Origin of the sequence: Mycobacterium lentiflavum, from assembly GCF_022374895.2 — a bacterium.
Lineage (GTDB): Bacteria > Actinomycetota > Actinomycetes > Mycobacteriales > Mycobacteriaceae > Mycobacterium > Mycobacterium lentiflavum.
Genome location: NZ_CP092423.2, coordinates 4,658,223 through 4,677,214 on the forward strand (window position 1 = coordinate 4,658,223; position 18,992 = coordinate 4,677,214).

At 66.2% G+C, this 18,992-nt stretch carries 19 protein-coding genes; 7 read left to right on the forward strand and 12 right to left on the reverse strand.

Annotation, left to right across the window (positions count from 1 at the left end):
- Positions 1 to 121: 121 nt before the first annotated feature.
- Positions 122 to 967: a Bax inhibitor-1/YccA family protein gene (locus MJO58_RS21625; protein ID WP_090605780.1), complete on the reverse strand. Its 846-nt coding sequence runs from the start codon at positions 965 to 967 to the stop codon at positions 122 to 124.
- Between the two features lie 260 nt (positions 968 to 1,227).
- On the opposite strand from MJO58_RS21625, the gene MJO58_RS21630 reads away from it, so the two are divergent.
- From MJO58_RS21630 to MJO58_RS21640, 3 genes are read left to right on the forward strand one after another with little or no spacing between them, the layout of a single operon-like run.
- A complete protein-coding gene (locus tag MJO58_RS21630) occupies positions 1,228 to 2,277 on the forward strand; it encodes an enoyl-CoA hydratase/isomerase family protein (RefSeq protein WP_090605783.1) in 1,050 nt (349 codons plus the stop codon).
- 13 nt (positions 2,278 to 2,290) lie between these two features.
- Positions 2,291 to 3,076, forward strand: coding sequence for an enoyl-CoA hydratase (locus MJO58_RS21635; protein WP_239720905.1), 786 nt, complete (start codon positions 2,291 to 2,293; stop codon positions 3,074 to 3,076).
- A gap of 9 nt (positions 3,077 to 3,085) precedes the next feature.
- Positions 3,086 to 4,870 (forward strand): alpha/beta hydrolase, encoded by a 1,785-nt coding sequence (locus MJO58_RS21640; protein ID WP_434086257.1) that lies wholly within the window; start codon positions 3,086 to 3,088, stop codon positions 4,868 to 4,870.
- On the opposite strand, the gene MJO58_RS21645 is transcribed toward MJO58_RS21640, so the two are convergent.
- Positions 4,867 to 5,307, reverse strand: coding sequence for a rhodanese-like domain-containing protein (locus MJO58_RS21645; RefSeq protein ID WP_090605788.1), 441 nt, complete (start codon positions 5,305 to 5,307; stop codon positions 4,867 to 4,869). The two genes, MJO58_RS21640 and MJO58_RS21645, sit on opposite strands and share 4 nt — an antisense overlap.
- A complete protein-coding gene (locus tag MJO58_RS21650) occupies positions 5,304 to 5,900 on the reverse strand; it encodes a cysteine dioxygenase (protein WP_239720906.1) in 597 nt (198 codons plus the stop codon). Before MJO58_RS21650 ends, MJO58_RS21645 begins: the two co-directional genes overlap by 4 nt.
- Before the next feature lie 113 nt (positions 5,901 to 6,013).
- Between MJO58_RS21650 and MJO58_RS21655 the strand changes: the two genes are divergently transcribed.
- Positions 6,014 to 6,469 carry a lipoprotein LpqV gene (locus tag MJO58_RS21655; protein ID WP_239720907.1) on the forward strand — a complete coding sequence of 152 codons (456 nt, stop codon included), beginning with the start codon at positions 6,014 to 6,016 and terminating at the stop codon, positions 6,467 to 6,469.
- A gap of 102 nt (positions 6,470 to 6,571) precedes the next feature.
- Entirely contained in the window at positions 6,572 to 7,603 is a 1,032-nt protein-coding gene (locus tag MJO58_RS21660) for a patatin-like phospholipase family protein (RefSeq protein WP_090605796.1), read from the forward strand.
- A gap of 48 nt (positions 7,604 to 7,651) precedes the next feature.
- Here the strand turns inward: MJO58_RS21660 and MJO58_RS21665 are convergent, their stop codons facing one another.
- The 9 genes from MJO58_RS21665 to MJO58_RS21705 form a co-directional block, all read right to left on the reverse strand.
- Entirely contained in the window at positions 7,652 to 8,521 is an 870-nt protein-coding gene (locus MJO58_RS21665; RefSeq protein ID WP_239720909.1) for a patatin-like phospholipase family protein, read from the reverse strand.
- Position 8,522: 1 nt separating this feature from the next.
- Positions 8,523 to 9,413 carry a class II glutamine amidotransferase gene (locus MJO58_RS21670; protein ID WP_239720910.1) on the reverse strand — a complete coding sequence of 297 codons (891 nt, stop codon included), beginning with the start codon at positions 9,411 to 9,413 and terminating at the stop codon, positions 8,523 to 8,525.
- A gap of 86 nt (positions 9,414 to 9,499) precedes the next feature.
- On the reverse strand, positions 9,500 to 11,134 hold the full coding sequence (locus MJO58_RS21675) for a long-chain fatty acid--CoA ligase (protein ID WP_239720911.1): 1,635 nt from the start codon (positions 11,132 to 11,134) through the stop codon (positions 9,500 to 9,502).
- Between the two features lie 134 nt (positions 11,135 to 11,268).
- Positions 11,269 to 12,417: a YncE family protein gene (locus MJO58_RS21680; RefSeq protein WP_090609556.1), complete on the reverse strand. Its 1,149-nt coding sequence runs from the start codon at positions 12,415 to 12,417 to the stop codon at positions 11,269 to 11,271.
- 389 nt (positions 12,418 to 12,806) lie between these two features.
- Positions 12,807 to 13,574, reverse strand: a complete 768-nt coding sequence (locus MJO58_RS21685) for a DUF427 domain-containing protein (RefSeq protein ID WP_239720912.1) — start codon at positions 13,572 to 13,574, stop codon at positions 12,807 to 12,809.
- 7 nt (positions 13,575 to 13,581) lie between these two features.
- Positions 13,582 to 13,854, reverse strand: coding sequence for a DUF6295 family protein (locus MJO58_RS21690; RefSeq protein ID WP_090605810.1), 273 nt, complete (start codon positions 13,852 to 13,854; stop codon positions 13,582 to 13,584).
- Between the two features lie 12 nt (positions 13,855 to 13,866).
- Positions 13,867 to 14,634, reverse strand: a complete 768-nt coding sequence (locus tag MJO58_RS21695) for a dienelactone hydrolase family protein (protein WP_090605813.1) — start codon at positions 14,632 to 14,634, stop codon at positions 13,867 to 13,869.
- A 108-nt stretch (positions 14,635 to 14,742) separates the two neighbouring features.
- Positions 14,743 to 16,326, reverse strand: coding sequence for an esterase-like activity of phytase family protein (locus MJO58_RS21700; RefSeq protein ID WP_090605816.1), 1,584 nt, complete (start codon positions 16,324 to 16,326; stop codon positions 14,743 to 14,745).
- 65 nt (positions 16,327 to 16,391) lie between these two features.
- A complete protein-coding gene (locus tag MJO58_RS21705) occupies positions 16,392 to 17,186 on the reverse strand; it encodes a hypothetical protein (protein ID WP_239720913.1) in 795 nt (264 codons plus the stop codon).
- A 106-nt stretch (positions 17,187 to 17,292) separates the two neighbouring features.
- Between MJO58_RS21705 and MJO58_RS21710 the strand changes: the two genes are divergently transcribed.
- Together MJO58_RS21710 and MJO58_RS21715 are read left to right on the forward strand one after the other, a co-directional pair.
- The gene (locus MJO58_RS21710) at positions 17,293 to 18,513 is read left to right on the forward strand and encodes a class I SAM-dependent methyltransferase (RefSeq protein ID WP_090605818.1); all 1,221 of its coding nucleotides are present in this window, start codon (positions 17,293 to 17,295) and stop codon (positions 18,511 to 18,513) included.
- Between the two features lie 129 nt (positions 18,514 to 18,642).
- Complete coding sequence (locus tag MJO58_RS21715; RefSeq protein WP_090605820.1) at positions 18,643 to 18,972, forward strand: DUF732 domain-containing protein; 330 nt, start codon at positions 18,643 to 18,645, stop codon at positions 18,970 to 18,972.
- Positions 18,973 to 18,992: the final 20 nt, after the last annotated feature.

Genomic DNA, 18,992 nt, shown 5'->3' on the forward strand with positions numbered 1-18,992 from the left:
CACCCCGCCCTAGGCGCACACCCGACGCGGCGGAGCAGCCGGCCGATGCGGCGCAGCAGGAACTTCCGCTACGAAAAAGCCGGCCTGCCCGAAGGCAAGCCGGCTTTTTTCCGGAGAGTAGCTAATCGTTCTGCAGGTAACTGAGCAGACGCAGGATCTCCAGGTACAGCCAGACCAGCGTCACGGTCAGGCCGAGCGCGATGCCCCACGCCGCCTTCTCGGGAGCTCCGGCGCGGATCATCTGGTCGGCCGCGTCGAAGTCGATCAAGAAGCTGAACGCGGCGATGCCGATCACGACCAGCGAGAACAGGATCGCCAGCGGTCCACCGCTGCGCAGACCCAGACCCGTTCCGCCACCGACACCGAACATGCCGAGCACCAGGTTGCCGATCATCAGGGCCAGCGCACCGAACATCGCGCCGACCACCCAGCGAGTGAATTTCGGGGTCACCCGGATGGCGCCGGTCTTGTAGACGACGAGCATCCCGAAGAACACCCCGAAGGTACCCAGGACCGCCTCACCGATCAGCGCGCCCGCGTTGACGTGTGAGACCTGGAAGTTGGCGAAGACAAACGAGACCGCACCGAGGAACAGGCCCTCGAGGACGGCGTAGCTGAGCACGATCCCGGGGTTGTCCTGCTTACGGCCGAACGTCGCGATCATCACGAGCACGAAACCGCCCAGCGCGCCGATCAGGGTCAGCGGCAGCGCCAGGGCGAAGTTGTTGGTCACCAGGAAGTAGGAGACGATCGCCGAGACAGTCAGCACGCCGAGCGTGATGCCGGTCTTGGTGACGACGTCGTCGATGGTCACCGGGCGGGTGGCCTTGGCCTCCTGGTACGGAGCCGTGTAGGGGTCAGTTTGGTAGTACCCCTGCTGCATCTGGGCCGCTCCAGTGCCGAATTGCGCATATCCGCCACTCTGCTTGGGCAGCGAACGAAATACCGGGTTGCTGGTCTCCCGCACCGTCGGATCCTCTCTTAAGACTGTGGCTCGAGCCGTGCGAACACTTGCTCAACGATCAGTCGCCTTCCCAAGTTCCCAACGGAACCGGTGTGCTCAGGGTATATCCGGGCTGGGTGGACTGTCGTCGGCTCAAACATAATCCTTACCCGCGGGCATCGCGTCGGTTGTCACGATCTAGATTGCTGGTCAAGGCCCAGAAGTCATCGCGGCGACACCCGGGGCACAGATTGCGACCAGCAAACACACTGAGAGGCGACGGCGTGACCGAAGGCGCGACCGAGGATTCCGACGAGATTTTGGCCCGTGTCGACAATGGCGTCGGCCTGATCACGCTCAACCGCCCCAAGGCAATCAACTCGCTGAACCAGACGATGGTCGACGTGTTGAGCCCCCTGCTGGCGCGCTGGGAAAACGACGATGCGGTGCGCGCGGTGGTGCTGTCCGGGGCCGGTGAGCGCGGGTTGTGCGCCGGCGGCGACGTGGTCGCGGTCTATCACAGCGCCCGCAAGGATGGCGTCGAGGTACGGAAATTCTGGCGCGACGAGTATCTGCTCAACGGTCAGATCGGCCGGTTCGCCAAGCCGTACGTGGCGTTGATGGACGGCATCGTGATGGGCGGCGGGGTCGGCGTCAGCGCGCACGGCAGCGTGCGCGTGGTCACCGAAACCTCGAAGGTGGCAATGCCGGAGGTGGGCATCGGGTTCATTCCCGACGTCGGCGGGGCGTTTCTGCTGTCCCGGGCGCCCGGAGCCCTCGGTCTGTACGCCGCGCTGACCGGCGCACCGTTTTCCGGGGCCGACGCGATCGCGCTGGGCTTCGCCGACCACTACGTCCCCCACGACCAGCTCGGGGCGCTGCGCCAGGCGATCGTCGACGACAGCGTCGAGAGCGCACTGGCCGCGCACGCAGTTGAGCCGCCACCGAGTGATCTTGTCGCGCAACGTCATTGGATCGACGAATGCTTTGCCGGCGACACCGTCGAGGACATCATCGCGGCGCTGCGCCGTCATGACGCCGAGCCGGCGCGCGACGCCGCCGACCTGATCGGCACCCGATCCCCCATCGCAGTGTCGGTGACACTGGAGGCGGTGCGCCGCGCCGCGAAGATGGAAACGCTGGAAGATGTTCTGGTCCAGGACTATCGAGTGTCGTCGGCCTCGGCGCGCTCCCACGATCTGGTGGAAGGAATTCGGGCGCAGATCATCGACAAGGATCGCAATCCGAAGTGGTCGCCGCCGGACTTCGCCGAGGTCCGCGCGGCCGATGTCGAGGCGTACTTCGCGCCGGTCGACGACGACTTGAGTTTCTAGAAAGGCGATTTGGATGAGCCAGACAACATACGAAACCATCGTGGTCGAGCGCGACGAACGGGTCGGGACCATCACGTTGAACCGGCCGAAGGCGCTCAACGCGCTCAACAGTCAGGTGATGAACGAAGTCACTAGCGCGGCAACAGAATTCGACAACGATCCGGGCATCGGCGCGATCATCATCACCGGTGCGGGCGGCAAGGCCTTCGCCGCGGGCGCCGACATCAAGGAGATGGCCGGGCTGAGCTTCGCCGACGCGTTCGGCTCCGACTTCTTCGCCACCTGGGGCAAGCTGTCCGCCGTGCGCACCCCGACGATCGCCGCGGTGGCCGGCTACGCGCTCGGCGGCGGCTGCGAGTTGGCGATGATGTGCGACCTGCTGATCGCGGCCGACAATGCGAAATTCGGCCAACCCGAGATCAAACTCGGTGTACTGCCGGGTATGGGCGGTTCGCAGCGCCTCACCCGCGCCATCGGCAAGGCGAAGGCGATGGACCTGATCCTGACCGGTCGCACCATCGGCGCCGAAGAAGCCGAACGCAGCGGCCTGGTGTCGCGAGTGGTGCCGGCCGACGACCTGCTGAGCGAGGCCAAGGCCGTCGCCACCACGATTTCGCAGATGTCGCTGTCGGCGTCGCGGATGGCCAAAGAGGCCGTCAACCGCGCGTTCGAGTCCACCCTGGCCGAGGGACTTCTCTACGAACGCAGGCTGTTCCATTCCGCCTTCGCGACCGAAGACCAGTCCGAGGGGATGGCGGCATTCGTCGAGAAACGGGACCCTCACTTCACACATCGCTAAGATGCTCTCGTGAGCGAGTCAGGTTCCGCGACCGCCGCCGACGACGAATCAATTGCCGGCGCAAACAAATTCGCGAGCCCGCCAAACGCCGCGGCAACGGGTGTCGCCACCGAACCCGAAGCCGAGCCGGAAAGCGCCGGCGAGCTGACGGACATCGCGACCAAGCCGTTTTGGGTGCGCCACTACACCTTTACCGGCACCGCGGTCGGTCTTATCTTCATCTGGTTCTCGCTGACGCCGTCGCTGCTGCCCCGCGGCGCGATTTTCCAGGCGTTGGTCAGCGGCTTCTCCGGCGCCATCGGGTATGGGCTGGGCGTCTTTTCGGTCTGGCTGGTGCGCTACCTGCGCACCAAGACCTACAGCCCGCCGCCGCCGCGGTGGGCATGGAAGGTGTTGATCCCGGTCGCCGTGGTGGGCCAGGTGCTGATGGCGATCTGGTTCCACGTCTGGCAGGACGACGTTCGCGACCTGATGGGTATCGCGCACCTGCAGTGGTACGACTACCCGATCGCCGCGATCCTGTCCATCATCGTGCTGTTCACCGTCGTCGAAATCGGCCAGGCCATCCGCGTTCTGGTCAGTTTCCTGGTGCGAAAACTGGACCGGATCGCACCGTTTCGCCTCTCGGTGACCATTGTGGTGGTCTTGCTCGTGACGTTGACGATCACCGTGCTCAACGGCGTGGTGCTCAAGTTCGCGATGCGCACCATGAACAACACGTTCGCCACGGCCAACAACGAGATGAGTCCCGCGGACGCGCCGCCGAAAAGCGCACTGCGCTCTGGCGGTCCGCAGTCGCTGGTGTCGTGGGAATCGCTGGGCCACCAGGGCCGCATCTTCGTCAGCGGCAGCCCGACAACCGAACAGCTGAGCAATTTCAACGGAGCCCCGGCCACCGAACCGATCCGCGCCTACGCCGGCCTGAATTCCGCGGATGGCATCACCGCGACCGCCGAACTGGCGGCGCGCGAACTGCAACGCGAAGGCGGCTTAGAGCGCGAAATCGTCGCGGTCGCAACAACTACCGGCACCGGGTGGATCAACGAGGCCGAAGCCTCGGCGCTGGAGTACATGTACAACGGCAACACAGCGATCGTCAGCATGCAGTACTCGTTCTTGCCGAGCTGGCTGTCGTTTCTGGTGGACAAGGAGAATGCCCGGCACGCCGGCCAGGCATTGTTCGAGGCCGTCGACCGGCTGATCCGGCAGTTGCCCGAGGGGCACCGCCCCAAGCTCGTGGTGTTCGGTGAGAGCCTGGGCTCGTTCGGCGGCGAGGCGCCGTTCATGAGCCTCAACAACGTCCTGGCCCGCACCGACGGCGCGCTGTTCAGCGGCCCGACGTTCAACAACACCATCTGGACGGACCTGACCGCCACCCGCGACGCCGGCTCGCCGCAGTGGCTGCCCATCTATAACGACGGCCACAACGTCCGATTCGTCGCTCGCCCAGGCAATCTGGACCGCCCGAAGGATCCGTGGGGCGCACCGCGCGTGGTGTATTTGCAGCACGCGTCCGACCCGATCGCCTGGTGGACGCCGGATCTGCTGTTCAGCGAACCGGACTGGCTGCGCGAAGGGCGCGGCTATGACGTGCTGCCGCAAACCCGGTGGATCCCGGTGGTGACTTTCCTGCAGGTGTCGGCGGATATGGCCGTCGCCGTGGACGTGCCCGACGGCCACGGCCATCGCTACGTCGCCGATGTCGCCAACGGCTGGGCCGCGGTGTTGTCGCCGCCCGGGTGGACGCCGGAGAAGACCCAGCGCCTGCGACCGCTGTTGCACGCCAACGATTAAAGCCAGCGGCGGGCGGGTGCCCCGGCATTCGCCAGCACCTCCAAATTGACCGGATCGCCGGCCAATTCGGCGAGCACACCGGCGCCGGCCAGCGCGTGATAGCCACCGACGACGTCGGTGGCCCGGTGCAGGCCGATGTCGAGCAGCGCGGCCGCCGCCAGGCTGGAGGTGTAGCCCTCCGAACACACAATCACCCACTCGACGTCGTCGCCGACGGCTTCGGGCAGGCGGGCATCACTGGTCGGGTCGCAACGCCATTCCAGGACGTTGCGTTCGATCACCAACGCGCCGGGAATCTCGCCCTCGCGGAATCGCTGCGCCTGCGGCCGGATGTCGACGAGCACCGCCCCACGCCGCAGTGCATCCGGCACCTCGGCGGCTCCAAGCCGGCGAAAACGCCGTCGGGCGGATCTCAAGACCACGTCAATACGGCTCATTGCGTCCCCTCCGGTTGGTCGGTCAGTTCGGTGCGCTGGCGGCGCAACCTGCTGTTCTTGGTGACCTCGTAGTACGACATCGCGCTCAGTGGCGGCGAGTACGCGTGCACGCTCAGCGTCGGTGCGACCGGTCGCTGGATTCCGGTGCCGGCCCCCGACAGCGGGCGCGCGACCGGCCTGGGCGCCCACACCACGTCGTGCACCCAGCCCAGCGGAAAGCCGGCCTGATCACCGGCGTCGAGCCGTCGGCGTCGCAAACTCGTTCCGTCCCAACGGAATTCATTCAGCGATCCGGACACCACCGTCAGCGCACCCAGTGACCCGCCGTGGTCGTGCAGTTCGGTGGGGTGGCCGGGAACCCAGCTGATCAGCCAGACGTCGAGTTCGTCGTCACCGTGGATGCGGGTGAACCAGCGCTGCGAGTCCGGGACGCCGCCGTCGGGCAGCAGGTGGTCGCAACGGCCGCTGAGCACATCGTCGGCGGCTTGATCGGTGGCGTACAGCAGGTCGGGAACCCGCAGCCGCGTGGGCCCCGCGGACGGCGACGCAACGGTCGGACGCAACGCAACGGAACTGGCGACAGACACAGACATGGGGAGAACTCCACAAGGGATCGGATTGGGCAAGGGCGGCGCGTTAAGGCCGACAACACTCGCAAAATCCGAAGCGCTCCATCACGGCCGCCAGTGTTGCATAGATTGAGGCGGTGTGGTCGTGCAGTCACCGCGCCCGGCGATGGGGTACACCCGTCGTGGCGGCCGGGTTGATCGCTGCGCTTTGGGTCACCGGGTGCTCGTCGGGCGGTGCCCCCGCGGGCAAGGTCACGTCGTCGGCCCCGACGTCGTCGCCCCGCCCGCAGGGTCCGGCTTCGGCGCCGCCCGGGACGGTCGGCCTGTCCCCCGCCGGGGTGACAACCAAGGTCGATGTCCCCGCGGAATCGACCGAAGAGGAGTACTACCAGGCCTGTCATGCCGCAAAGGTGTGGATGGACGCGCGGCCCAAGACCGGGGAATCCCAGTTCGAGCCCTATTTGGCCATGCTGCAAACCTCCCCATCAGCCAGCGCGGGCAGCTGGAACACCAGGTGGGTGGACCTGACGCCGGCCCGGCAGGCCGCGGTGATCACCGCCGCGCGGGCGGCCGCCAACGACGAATGTGACTAGCGCCCCGCGGCGCGGTTCGAACTCCAGCGCAATTGCGATCACGGATGAAAAAAGTGCCACCCCGACCCGGCGAGGGTCGCTTCCGGCACGCAAAATGTAGGGGTGTCTGGCGAAGCCGTCGAGCGTCGATCCTCACGTCCCCGGGTCGCCGTGGCACTCGGGAGTGGTGGCGCCCGGGGCTACGCCCACATCGGGGTGATCGAGGCGCTGCAGGAGCGTGGCTTCGAGATCGTGGGGATCACCGGCTCGTCGATGGGTGCGATGATCGGCGGTTTGCAGGCCGCCGGTCGGCTCGACGATTTCGCCGACTGGGCGAAGTCGCTGACGCAACGCACCATCCTGCGACTGCTTGACCCGTCGATCAGCGCGGCAGGGGTGATGCGGGCGGAGAAGATCCTCGAGGCGGTGCGCGACATCCTCGGCCCGGTCAGGATCGAGGAGCTGCCGATCCCCTACACGGCGGTGGCGACCGACCTGCTGGCCGGCAAGTCGGTGTGGTTTCAGCAGGGTCCGCTCGACGAGGCGATCCGGGCCTCGATCGCGATTCCGGGGGTGATCCCGCCCCACGAAGTCGGCGGCCGCCTGCTCGCCGACGGCGGCATCCTCGATCCGCTGCCGATGGCCCCGCTCGCGGTGGTCAATGCGGATCTGACGATCGCCGTGGGCGTCAGCGGCAGCGAGGTGATCGCGAAACGCGAACCCGAGCCCGGCGCCACCGTCGAGTTGCTGAATCGCATGGTGCGCAGCACGACTGCGCTGCTGGACACGTCGGCGGTGCGCTCGCTGCTCGACCGGCCCACCGCGCGAGCGGTGTTGAGCCGGTTCGGCGCGGACGCCTGGACGGAGGACTCGGGCGGCGACGACGGCGACGAACTCGTGGAGGCACCCGGGGTTCCAAAGCTGGGCAGCTTCGAGGTGATGTACCGGGCCTTCGATATCGCCCAGTCGGCGCTCACCCGCCACATGCTGTCGGCCTACCCACCGGATCTGTTGATCGAGGTGCCGCGTTCGACGTGCCGCAGCCTGGATTTTCACCGGGCCGCCGAGGTGATCGACGTCGGCCGGTTGCTGGCCGATCAGGCGCTGGATTCGCTCGAGCACGCTTCCGAGGATCCGCCGGCCATCGAGGCCTGATCACTGCGAGAGCCGTTGGGGCCGTTGGGATGTTGGAGGGCGTCTAGATCAGACGTTCAAGAACCGGGCGACGGCGTGGGCTTCGCGGCGGCCCTGTTCCCGTCCCGCCACGGCCGAGCTGACGCGACAGCGCGGGTCTAAGAGGTTGGGCCCGAACGCTTTCAACGAGTCGGTGTCGGCGAATACCCCGAATGCGCTGCCGTCGAACGCCGCGATTTCGGCGGCGGGCCCGGCGCCGAACGGCGATGGCGCGTCGGCCGCGGCCGGCACCAACACCACGGCCGCGTCGCAGTCGCGGGCGACGTCGAGGTTCACCGAGCTGGCCACCCCACCGTCCATGTATCGCCGGCCCGCGACCGTCACCGGCGGCCACGCTCCCGGTACCGCGCAACTGGCCGCGACCGCATCGACGAGCTCCACTTCCGATTCGGAGTCGAAGACCACCAATTCGCCGGTGGCCGTGTCGATCGCGGTGATGCGCAGCGTGCGGTGTGGCCAGTCGTGCGACGGCAGACGTTGCGCAATCACCTGGCGGCGCACCGACTCCGGGACGGTCTTGGCGCCCAGGGCCACGGCCCCGATCCGCTGCATCTGCTGACGGGTTCTGCCCTGCGTGTCGTCGTATGGCTCACCCAGGGCGGTCAGGAACAGTCCGGTGATGGTCTCGACGTCGACGCCGGAATCGATTTCGCTCGACGTCTCGGCGACTTGTCGATCGAACAGCGTCTCCAGCGTGCTACCGCTGCCGATCTGCGCGGCGACCGCCGAACCCGCCGACGTTCCGATCAGGACGTCAGAATCCAGCAGCAGCTGCGCCGCGGCCGGTGACTCGTCGGCGATTCCCTGCAAAATTCCTGTCTCCCAAGCGATTCCGGCTATTCCCCCGCCGGCCAACACCAGCGCGCGTCGAGTCGTCATGTCACAACTTCCGGGTGTTGGGCAGAGCGTGCTGCGCGTCTTCGACCGGCCCGCTCAGATCTTCCCGGCGCAGCAGGTGCTTCGGCGGGTCCGGCAGGATCATCGTCCGGTGGATCTGCAGGGACCCGTCGACGTGCAGCAATTCGCCGGGGTGCAGCAGACGCCAGCGCGGGTCGTTGTCCATCGGTTCGGTGGCCAGCACCACCGACGACTGGGTGCACAGCAGATCGGACTGCGCGTGGATTCGCATGGTACGCAAGTCAAACTCCGAGTCGGGGCTAGCGGCGGGCTCGCCGCGCCGGTCCAGCAGGCAGAGCTGGTGAGTTGCCGGATAGCGCATCGCCCACATGTCCGTGGCGGTGCACAGCAGCACGTTGACCGCATAGATCGGCACGTTGTCCGCAAGCCAGGTCATCGCCTCGGTGATGCCGGCGGCGACGTCGCCGCCCGCCGCACGGATCGACGCGGTCATCAACGCGAACACCCGCTCCGAATCGGTTTGCCCCAGCACCAAGTCGTCGGCGCCTACCTCGCGCAGCCGCTCGTCGAGGATCTCCAGTCCCTCGAGCACGCCGTTGTGCGCGAAGATCCGGCCGTCCTGCAGGAACGGGTGGGTGTTGCGGACATCGAGCGATCCGGTCGTCGCGTAGCGCACATGGGCGATGAACGTCGTACCGGTCAACCGGTGGGCTTCGGTGGCGAAGTCGGTGTCCTGCCAGGCCGCTATCGGCTCCTTGTACAGCCGCGGTTCGCCGTTCGCTTCGAAGACACCCAGGCCGGTGCCATCCGGATTCCGCCTGCTCTGCTCGGAAAGACTGTCCGGCGCGTCCAGCAGCCAGAAGGTCGCGGTGCAAGCGTGCGTCCCGGCGTGCAGGCCAAAGAGTCGACACATGGCTCGACGGTACCGAATACGGTTGCGGGGTCAGCGCGTCAACATCGCCGACAGGTCGCGCAGGGCTTGGCGCGCGGCGCCGGGGTTCAGTCGTGCGCCTCGGTGACCTCGTATCCATTGTCGGCGTGCCGGGCCCGGATGGCCTTCTTGTCGTACTTGCCCACGCTGGTGCGCGGGATCTCGTCGGCAAAGGCCCACCGCTCGGGCAGCCACCAGCGAACGACCTTGTCGGACAGATACATTCGCAATTCGGCGGCGCCGACCGACGCGCCCTCGTTGAGGACGACCACGGCCAGCGGGCGCTCCTGCCAGCGCTCGTCGGGAACTCCGACGACGGCGGCCTCGAGCACGTCCGGGTGACCGATCAGGCAGTTCTCCAACTCGACCGAGGATATCCACTCACCGCCGGACTTGATCACGTCCTTGGCGCGGTCGGTGAGGGTGATGAAGCCTTCCTCGTCGATGCGGCCGACGTCGCCGGTGCGCAACCACCCGGAGTCGAATCTGGACGCGTCCCGCCCGAGGTAGTAGGAGCCGGTGATCCACGGGCCACGGACTTCGACCTCACCCACCGCCCGGCCGTCATCGGGGAGCACCGTGCCGTCGTCGGAGACGATGCGCATCTCCACACCGCAGATCGGTCGGCCCTGGGTCGCACGGATGGCCCAGTGCCGTTCCTCCGGGGTGTCGATCGGCGGCCAGGCCAGCGTGGCCAGCGGCGACGTTTCGGTCATGCCCCACAACTGCCGGATCTGGACGTTGTACTTGTCTTCGAAGGTGTGCATCATCGACACCGGAACGGCCGACCCACCGCAGGCCACCAGCCGCAGCGACGAGATGTCGTGGTCGGGGTCCTTCTCCAGGTGATGCATCACGTCGTTCCAGATGGTCGGCACCGCGCCGGCCAGGGTGGGCCGCAGCTTCTCGATCATGTCGATCACCGACGGGGCGTGCAGATGCCGATCGGGAAGCACCAAATCGGCGCCCGCCATCAGGGCCGCGTACGGCAGCCCCCATGCGTTGGCGTGAAACATCGGCACGATGGGCAGCACCCGGTCGCAGGCCCCCACCCCGATCCCGTTGGTGCTGCAGGCGGCCATCGTGTGCAGAAAGCTCGAACGATGGCTGTAGACAACACCTTTGGGGTTTCCGGTGGTGCCGCTGGTGTAGCACATCGCGGCCGCCGATTTCTCGTCGAGGTCCGGCCAGTCGAATTCGGTCGGCTCGCCCTCGATCAACTCCGCATAGCGCAGCACCGTCTTGCCCGACTCCTGCAGCTCGGCGATGTCGCCGTCGCCGACGGCGATCACGGTATGCACGGTTTCGAGTTCCCGCAGTATCGGGGCGAGCAGTTTGGCCAATGACAGGTCCACCAGCACGACCTGGTCTTCGGCTTCGTTGGCGACGTAGGCGATCTGCTCGGGGAAGAGCCGGATGTTGAGCGTGTGCAGCACGGCACCCATCGACGGGGCTGCGAGGTATGCGGTGAGGTGCTCGGCGTTGTTCCACATGAACGTCGCGACGCGCTGGTCTGCGGTCAGGCCCAGGCCGCGCAACGCGTGTGCCAGTTGGGCGGCGTGGCGCCCCAGCTCCCGGTAGCTGGTGTGCCGGTAGCCGCCGTCACCCGTCGCCGTGGTGACCGTCCGGGAACCGTGGACGCCGCAGCCGTGCCGCATGATCGCGGTGATTGTCAGCGGGAAGTCCTGCATCGTGCTGTCCATCGATCTACCGCCTTACCGTCTCGGCGCGGCACCGCCTCATGGTCGGTCGGGCGAATGGTATCGCCGCGCCACACCATGGGAAACCGCATTCCCCGACAAAGCGTGTTGTACCGCGACCGGGACGGGGCAGAAACTCAGGCGAGCACGGGTTCGTGCGGCAGAAGGTCGGGCACCAGCCAGCCGGTCGTCGACAGCTCGGGCACGGCCGCGGCACTCTCGATGGCCAACGGCGTTGCCGACGCGATCGCCGAGACGCTCACCGCGCCGGAGTAGCCGGCGATGTAGAGACGGTTGCCGTCCGGGCTTTCCACCGCGCAGGACGGCTGCATCCCCGCTCCGAGTGTCGCGATCACGTCGTGGGTCAGCGTGCACAGCGCGGTGACGTTGTCGTCGCTGACCAGGTAGATGCGATCGCCGTCCGCGGACAGCGTCATCCCGGTGAGAATGCCGCCGATCTCGCCGACCTTGCGCGTGTTGGTGATTTTGTTGGTCCGGGTGTCGATCACATCGACGACGACGCCCACCTCGGGAGCCCAACTCGCCACGTAGGCGAGCGCTCCGTTGGGGCTCAGCGCGATGTCCCGGACGGGCAAACCGATCTCGACGGTGCCGATCACCCGCAACCGGGTGGGCGCGCCGGTGTCACGCGCCTTGCGCCAGCTGGCGCGGGCCGCGGCCTGCTCGGGCTGCGCTTTGGTGCCGATCACGACAAGCCGGCCGCCCGCGGGTCCGTTGACGCCCACGTACGCCCGTGATCCGTCGGCGCTGACCCGCACGCATTCCGTGGTGGCGGCGTCCGCGACCGTGATCGCGCGGACCTTGCCGGTCTCGGTGTCCAGGGCGGCCAGGCCGGCAACACCGTTGCCGTTGCGGCTGGCGTACACCCGGTGCCCGGCGGCATCGACCGCCAGATCGCTCACGCTCAGCGCAAGCGGATGCGATGCGACCACCTCGTTCGTGGACACGTCGATGACGTGAATCGAGTCGTAAGCCGTCGACGCCGTGCTGACGTATGCCCGGCCCATTCCCGAGCCGCCCATCGCGATGGCGAGCGGCTCGTTGACGCCGGCGACCATGTCGACGACCCGAAAAGTGTCGGTGTCGATGACCGAAATGCTGTCGGATCCATAGTGGGTGGCCACCAATCGGCTGCCGTCGCGGCTGATCGCGATGCTGTTGATCGGGCCGTTGCCGACGGCAATCTCGACGGCCACCGGGGCCATCGGCGCCGCATCCATCTCGACGATCTCGCGGGCGGCCTCCCGGCCGTTGGTTTCGCTCACGTTCGCACCGCCTTCGCTATCGAGGTCGGCCATCCGCGTGCACCGGTGGCCGTCATACGTGATGCGGCACCGGCGGCTGATGGATAACCGCATTTCAGCGCTGGAAAAATACGCTGGTCTGCACACATTTTACTAGCCGAATTTCGGCCAAAAACCATTGAAATCGGCACTGTCGGCTAAATCACCGTGCAGCCTCAGGCTCCGCTCAGGTGATAGTTACCGAGTATATACACGGCCACTCGCCAGCAAACAAACCTATAACGTTCCAAATGGCAATATATGCCTGTCAGCTATTACAACGGTAAGTATAGGATAAATACCCGGGTAAGAATTTATTAGGTTTACCGGCGGAAAGAGGGAAATGTCACATTTGCGATATGTCGGATCTATTAGCTGAACTTCGTCTTCGGCCTGGCCAGGCTGACGCCGTCGACGGCGATGTCCAGCTTCTCGTTGTAGAAGGCCACCAGTCCCGCGATCGGGCCGACCGCCGGCAGCGGGAAGTGATACGTCCACGCGAGGTCCGCGTGCACGGTGTCGCCGACGCGCACCGACCAGTAGCCGGACGTCACCCCTTTGTAGGGGCACTGCGTCTGAGTCGGGCTGGGCTCCAGATGCGCGAAGGAGACATCGGTGGGATCGATGTAATACCTTGTCGGCAAACCGGTTTCGAAGATCAGTACCGGCGATCGGGTGTCGGCCAGCACGACGCCGTCGCACTGCACCCGGATGTGGCGGTGCGAGCGCAGCGCGTCGACCCGCGTGTACGGATTGCGCGGGTGGACATAGATGGGCTCGTCTTCTTCGAACCAGCGCAACGCATCCCATTCGAAACGCACGGTGCCCGCCACTGGACTGTCGGCCTCGGCGTCGAACACCCGCGCGGCCGACGGATGCGTCTGGCCGGCCCCGACCAGGGCATGCATTCGCGACGGCCCGAATTGCACCTTCTGCGCGTGGTTCTCGTCGCGCAAGAACTCGGCGCGCACATCGGCTAACGGCACGTAATAGGCTGGGTAGTAAGGGATTTCCCACACGTAGCGGGCCGCGGTGGTGTCGAAGACCAGCTCGTCGCCCAGGAAGCCGCGGACCCGCCGCGGTACGGGCTCGATCCTTCCTCGGGCGGCGGCCGTCTGGGGATAGTCAGGCTCGGTCATGGCTCTCCTACTGGTCCTTGGATGCGAGGCCGGCCGGCGCATTCGCAATCGCGTTGTGGATGGCATCGGCCAACGCCAGGGCGCTTTCCGCGGTGAGTTCCAGCGCGACCCGCGCCGACGGACCCAGCTGCGGGTTGATCACGTCGATGTTGACGGTGTGGCCGTAGGGCGCGTGGACGGGGTGATCGACGTAGACGGTCGCGCGGTCGGCGCCGAACCATCCCGACGCGCCCTTGCCACTGCCATCGATCTCGACGTGCTCGGTCAGATATGTGCACATAGCTTGGCGGACCTAACCTTTCAGATGCGTGGCGAAGAACTCGTCAATGCGGCGCCAGCCGTCGACGGCCGCCTCGGGGCGATACGCGGGCCGGTCGACGGAGAAGAACGAGTGACCCGCACCCTCGTAAGAGTGGAACTCGTGTGGCTTGCCCAGCTTGGTCAGCTCGGCATCCAGCGTGGCCACCGCGGGCGGGGCCGGGAACTTGTCGTCGATTCCGAACAGGCCCAGCAGCGGACAGCTCAGCTTCGGCGCCAGGTGCAGGATCGGTTGCATGGCCTTGGGCATGCCGTCGGGCAGGTCCTCGACGACGAAGGCGCCGTAGCAGTCCACAGCCGCGTCAAACTCCAGCGAGCAGGCCGCGAGGTATGCGTGCCGCCCGCCCGAGCAGTGCCCGATCACACCGAACTTCCCGTTCGCGCCCGGCAGCGACCGCAGGTGCTCGATGGCGCCCGCCACATCACCGACCAGCCGCTCGTCAGGCACGCCGCCGGCCGCGCGTGCCGTCGCGGCCGCATCGTCGGGAGCCGCTCCAGGCGCCTCGCGGGAGTACAGATTCGGCGCCACGGCGTGGTAGCCATTGACGGCCAGCCGGCGAACGAACTCCTTGGTTTCCCGGTCGTATCCGGGCATGTGATGGATCCAGACGACCCCGCCGCGCGATCCTTCGGCGACCGGCTCGGAAATCGGAGAAGCGCGATAGGCCTCGATCTCATCGCCACCGTGGCCGGTGATGGTGATCGTCTCCGCGCGAATGGCATCTGGGCTGACCGAGTTCATCGAGATGCTCCTAACTGCCGCCATCGAGTGCGGAGCGCGTGCGGCTCGTCCGGATGCCGATGGGGTGGGTGCGCCCGCCGGAAACCAACGTATCCGAACTTCAGGGGCTCAGCCCACCTTGATGGGCACCGTCTCCGCCTCCATCGTGGGCGGCAGCTTCCTCATGTCGACGGTCAGAATCTCGCCGCTGTCCTGTGCACCGTTGGGCTGGATCTTGGGCTTGAGCGCAAACGGTGGGCTGGTGGAAATCACGCCGTCCAACCCGAAATCACTGTCGTTGGCGATCATTAACGTCTTTCCGCCGTCGGGGGTGATGATGCCTTCGATCTTGGCGTGTCCGAAGAAGTTCCCGGCAGCCGACAACGAGCGCAGCAGATCGGTGAGATCGAGCTTGAGCTTCTTGCCGGCCACCGAGATCCCGGCCGCGGCGAGTTTGTCGGTGGCCGCCTCGACCCCAGCGGTCCCGACAAAGGTTTCGATCGCAACATTGTTGATCAGCAACCCGCCGCGGTCGGCCTGATAGGTCGCACCGGACACCGTCTCGCGGGGACCGACGTCGGTGGCTCCGGAAATGTCGGCCAGGTAGATCTTCTTGTTGCCGTTCGGCTGTGGCTCGCCGTCAAGCTCGTCGACGAGAAACGTGGTGTTGCTGACCGCGGTGATTTCGGAGACCGCGACCTTGGTCTGCTGCGGGTTGGCCAGCGGGTAGAGATACTCGTGTACGTCGCTGTGGTTGGACAGTCTGACCGTCACGATGCGCGTCATCGGGACCGACGCCGCCGGGCCGACCAGTCCCGGGGTCTGCAGCCCCGACTGCATGACGCCGACCAGCGTCGTGCCGTCGGGGGTCAGCGTCAGGCCCTCCAGGCCCTGGTTCGGGCTGCGCAGCGACAGCTCCTTGGGCAGTGTTCCGTCGAACGGCGAAAGACGTTCCAGCTCTTTGCCATTGGCGTCGAAATGGACGATGAACGGGCCGTATTCGTCGGAAACCCAGAACGTGCCGTCGGACAACGCGACCAAGCCTTCGCCGTCCAGACCGTGATCCGAGGGCGGCAACGGCGCGCCATTGAGGTCGACCATCGACTCGCCGGCGGCGGCCTGCGGGTAGGGCAGCCCCACCAGCGGCGCGCCGTCCTTGCCCGACAGCGTGATGATCTTCTCGACCGATGCCACCCCGTCGGCGAGCTTGAGCTTGGCGATCTGCGGGTGGAAATCGGGTATGGGAAAGACGATTTCGTTCGGCGTACGCCCGGGAACATTGGGGCCGCGGTCGGTCAGGCCGTAGATCTCGTTGGAGCTGCCCGGCACCGGGGCGATTGCCGAACCATGCGCATTGGCCTGGACGGCGACGCCGCCGATGGTGGCCAGCGGCGGCAAATTCTCGGCATAGAGCTTGACGCTGGGCGTGGAGGTGAGGTGGAGCTGGTCGGTGCCGGTGAACCCGGCGTCCGGGGTGTAGATCATCGCGCCGTTGGGGCCGTAGGTGATGGTGCCGTGTTCGGGCTTGGCGTACGCGACCGGCGTATCCCCATCCGTCGCGGCCAGCATCTGCTCCGGGGTGATGGTCAACGCCTTACCGGCGGGCGTGCTCAAGTCCGGCTTAGCGCCCGACCCGGAATGGCCTGACGAGCAGGCAGCCACCAGGAGGAGCACGGTGACGGCAGCGACGGGCCAGATCCTCTTGGATGCCATGCAATCGACCTAACAAGTGGAAGTTGTCTCGCTGATGAATGTCACGCGAGCAGACGTCGCGCGCCCTACCCCTTCTTATCGCGCACCTTGTAGGACGACGGCCACGACTTGCGCGACTCGTCGCCGGTCAGCGGAGTTCCCATCCCCCCGACCTTCACGTTGTACGCCTCCTTGCCCGGGCCGACCTCGCGGTTCGCGTGTTCCTGGGCAAGGTAATACAGCTCGTCGATCGTCGCTTCGTCGTACGCGACGAACGAGGTTTCTCGGGCGAGGTCCTCGACCCCGACCAGCATCCGCTCCGGGACGTACCGCGACGCGAGCGCTGCGACACCCAGTAACGAATACGGGATCACCCAGTAGCAAATGAACAGCAGCGGGGTCTTGGTGTCCAGGATCGTGGCCGCTTGCCCCCCGAACTGCTCCAGCACCGGCGGGATCGCGGATGACACCGTCATACCGGCGAACGCGGCGATCCAGATCCAGGACAAGACATCGGTGATCCGGTCGAACAACTCGGTCTTGACGACGTCCGGGGGCTGCTCGGCGGCGGCGCACTCGCGCACGAACGACTTACCGACCAGCTGCCCGATCAGGGCCACCAGGAAGATCCCGCCGCTGCTGAGCGGCTGTATCCATCGATGCATGAACGTCTCGCTGAGCGTGAACGTCAGAACAGTCAGCACGGCGAACGTGGCTACCGCCCCGATCTCCAGGGTGCCGCTCGACTTACCGAGCGCGCGCCCGATCACAAACGCGGCGATGGCGATGGCCAGCGCGACCACCACCGCGGTCTTGAAGGGAACATTGCCAACAAGCACCCAGTAGATGAGCCACGGCGCGAATCCGAAGAGCATGCCCACGGTGGGCCAGTGTATGAGTTGCCCCTCCCACACCGGCGAGCACCGCCGCATCGGGGCCGTCAGGCATCCTGCGGCGACCGGGCAAACCCATTACATTGCGTCTGTAGTGAACGACGATCCGCGCAACGACGTGGTCTCCCGGCAATACGATCGGTGGCAGTACCCGCCCCCCATTGACGACCTCGAGGCCTACTCGAAGAACAACTGGGAGTGGTTCGACCCCTTCTGGGCGCACCGGGTGTTGTGGCCGGACCGCGGCTATCGGCCCGACCTGGACATTCTGATCGCGGGGTGCGGAGCGAACCAGGCGTCGGTATTCGCCTTCACCAACCGTGCGGCCAGCGTCGTGGCGATCGACGTCAGCCAATCGGCGCTGGATCATCAGCGGTATCTCAAGGACAAGCACGGCCTGGACAACCTGGAATTGCACCTGCTGCCGATCGAAGAGGTGTCGACGCTGGGCCGCGACTTCGACCTGATCGTGTCCACCGGCGTGCTGCATCACATGGCCGATCCGCAGACCGGCATGACGGCGCTGGCGGGTTGCCTGCGGCGCGAGGGCGCGATGGGGATCATGCTCTACGCCAAATACGGACGGACCGGGGTCGAGCTGCTGGAGTCGGTCTTTCGCGACTTGGGCCTTTCTCAGGACGACGCGTCGGTTCAGGCGGTCAAGGACATCATCGCGACGCTGCCCGCGGACCATCCCGTCCGCAGTTACCTGGCGGTGACCCGCGATCTGCAGACCGACGGCGCGCTCGTCGATACGTTCCTGCACGGTCGCCAGCGCAGCTACACCGTCGATCAGTGTCGTGATCTGGTCACCGCGGCCGGGCTCACCTTTCAGGGGTGGTTCCACAAGTCGCCGTACTATCCGCACGAAATGTTCACTCCGGCAAGCAAATTCGTGGATTACCTGACGAAATTGCCCGAGGCCGAACTGTGGTCGGTGATGGAGCGGCTGCAGACGGCGAACGCGACACATTTCTTCATGGCCTGTCGCCCGGACCGTCCGAAAGAGCACTACACGATCGATTTCACGACGAATGCGGCCCTGGACTATGTACCGATGTCGCGTACCGCGTGCCTGCTCTCCGATGCCGACCTGCTCGGACCCGGCTATCGGCTGCGACTCGACCCGGCTCAGCTGCCCTTCGCACAACTCGTCGACGGCCGCCGCAGCATCCGGGAGATCGCCGCCGGCGTCGCGCAGCGCGGTGGTGGCAGCATCGGCGAGGCGGAGGACTTGGCGCGCAAGCTATTTCAGGAGCTGTGGCGTCTGGACTTCCTGTCGATGGCCATTCCTGTGAGTGAGCACGGAGCGTAATAAGTTGTGCACGGCCGTATCTCGCGCCACGGGCTGGCGAGGAAAGCCGCGAAATCGGTTGTCGAGACATAATGTCAAGACGAAGTTAGGATTCTGGTCCTGCACGGTTCACATCAAGGGGGTCGACGAATGAAGAACACGGCATGGTTGGCGGGCCCGATCGCCGCCGTGGCGACCGGCCTTGTCGCCATCGCCGCTGCCCCGATCGCCCATGCCGACGGGGCGGATGACACCTACCTGCGCACGCTGCAGCAGCGTGGGCTCTCCTGGCCCGGCGGCCAGGACCAGATGATGATCAACGCCGGCCACGCGGTGTGTCAGGACTTTGACGCCGGGGACACGATGGCCCAGACCGTCGACGACGTGAAGAAAGCGCTGGGAGTGAGCAACATGGGCGCCGGCAGCATCGTCGGTGCGGCGGTTGCGGCTTACTGCCCGGAGAACCGCAGCAAAATGTAGAGCTGACCTCGCAGCTCCAG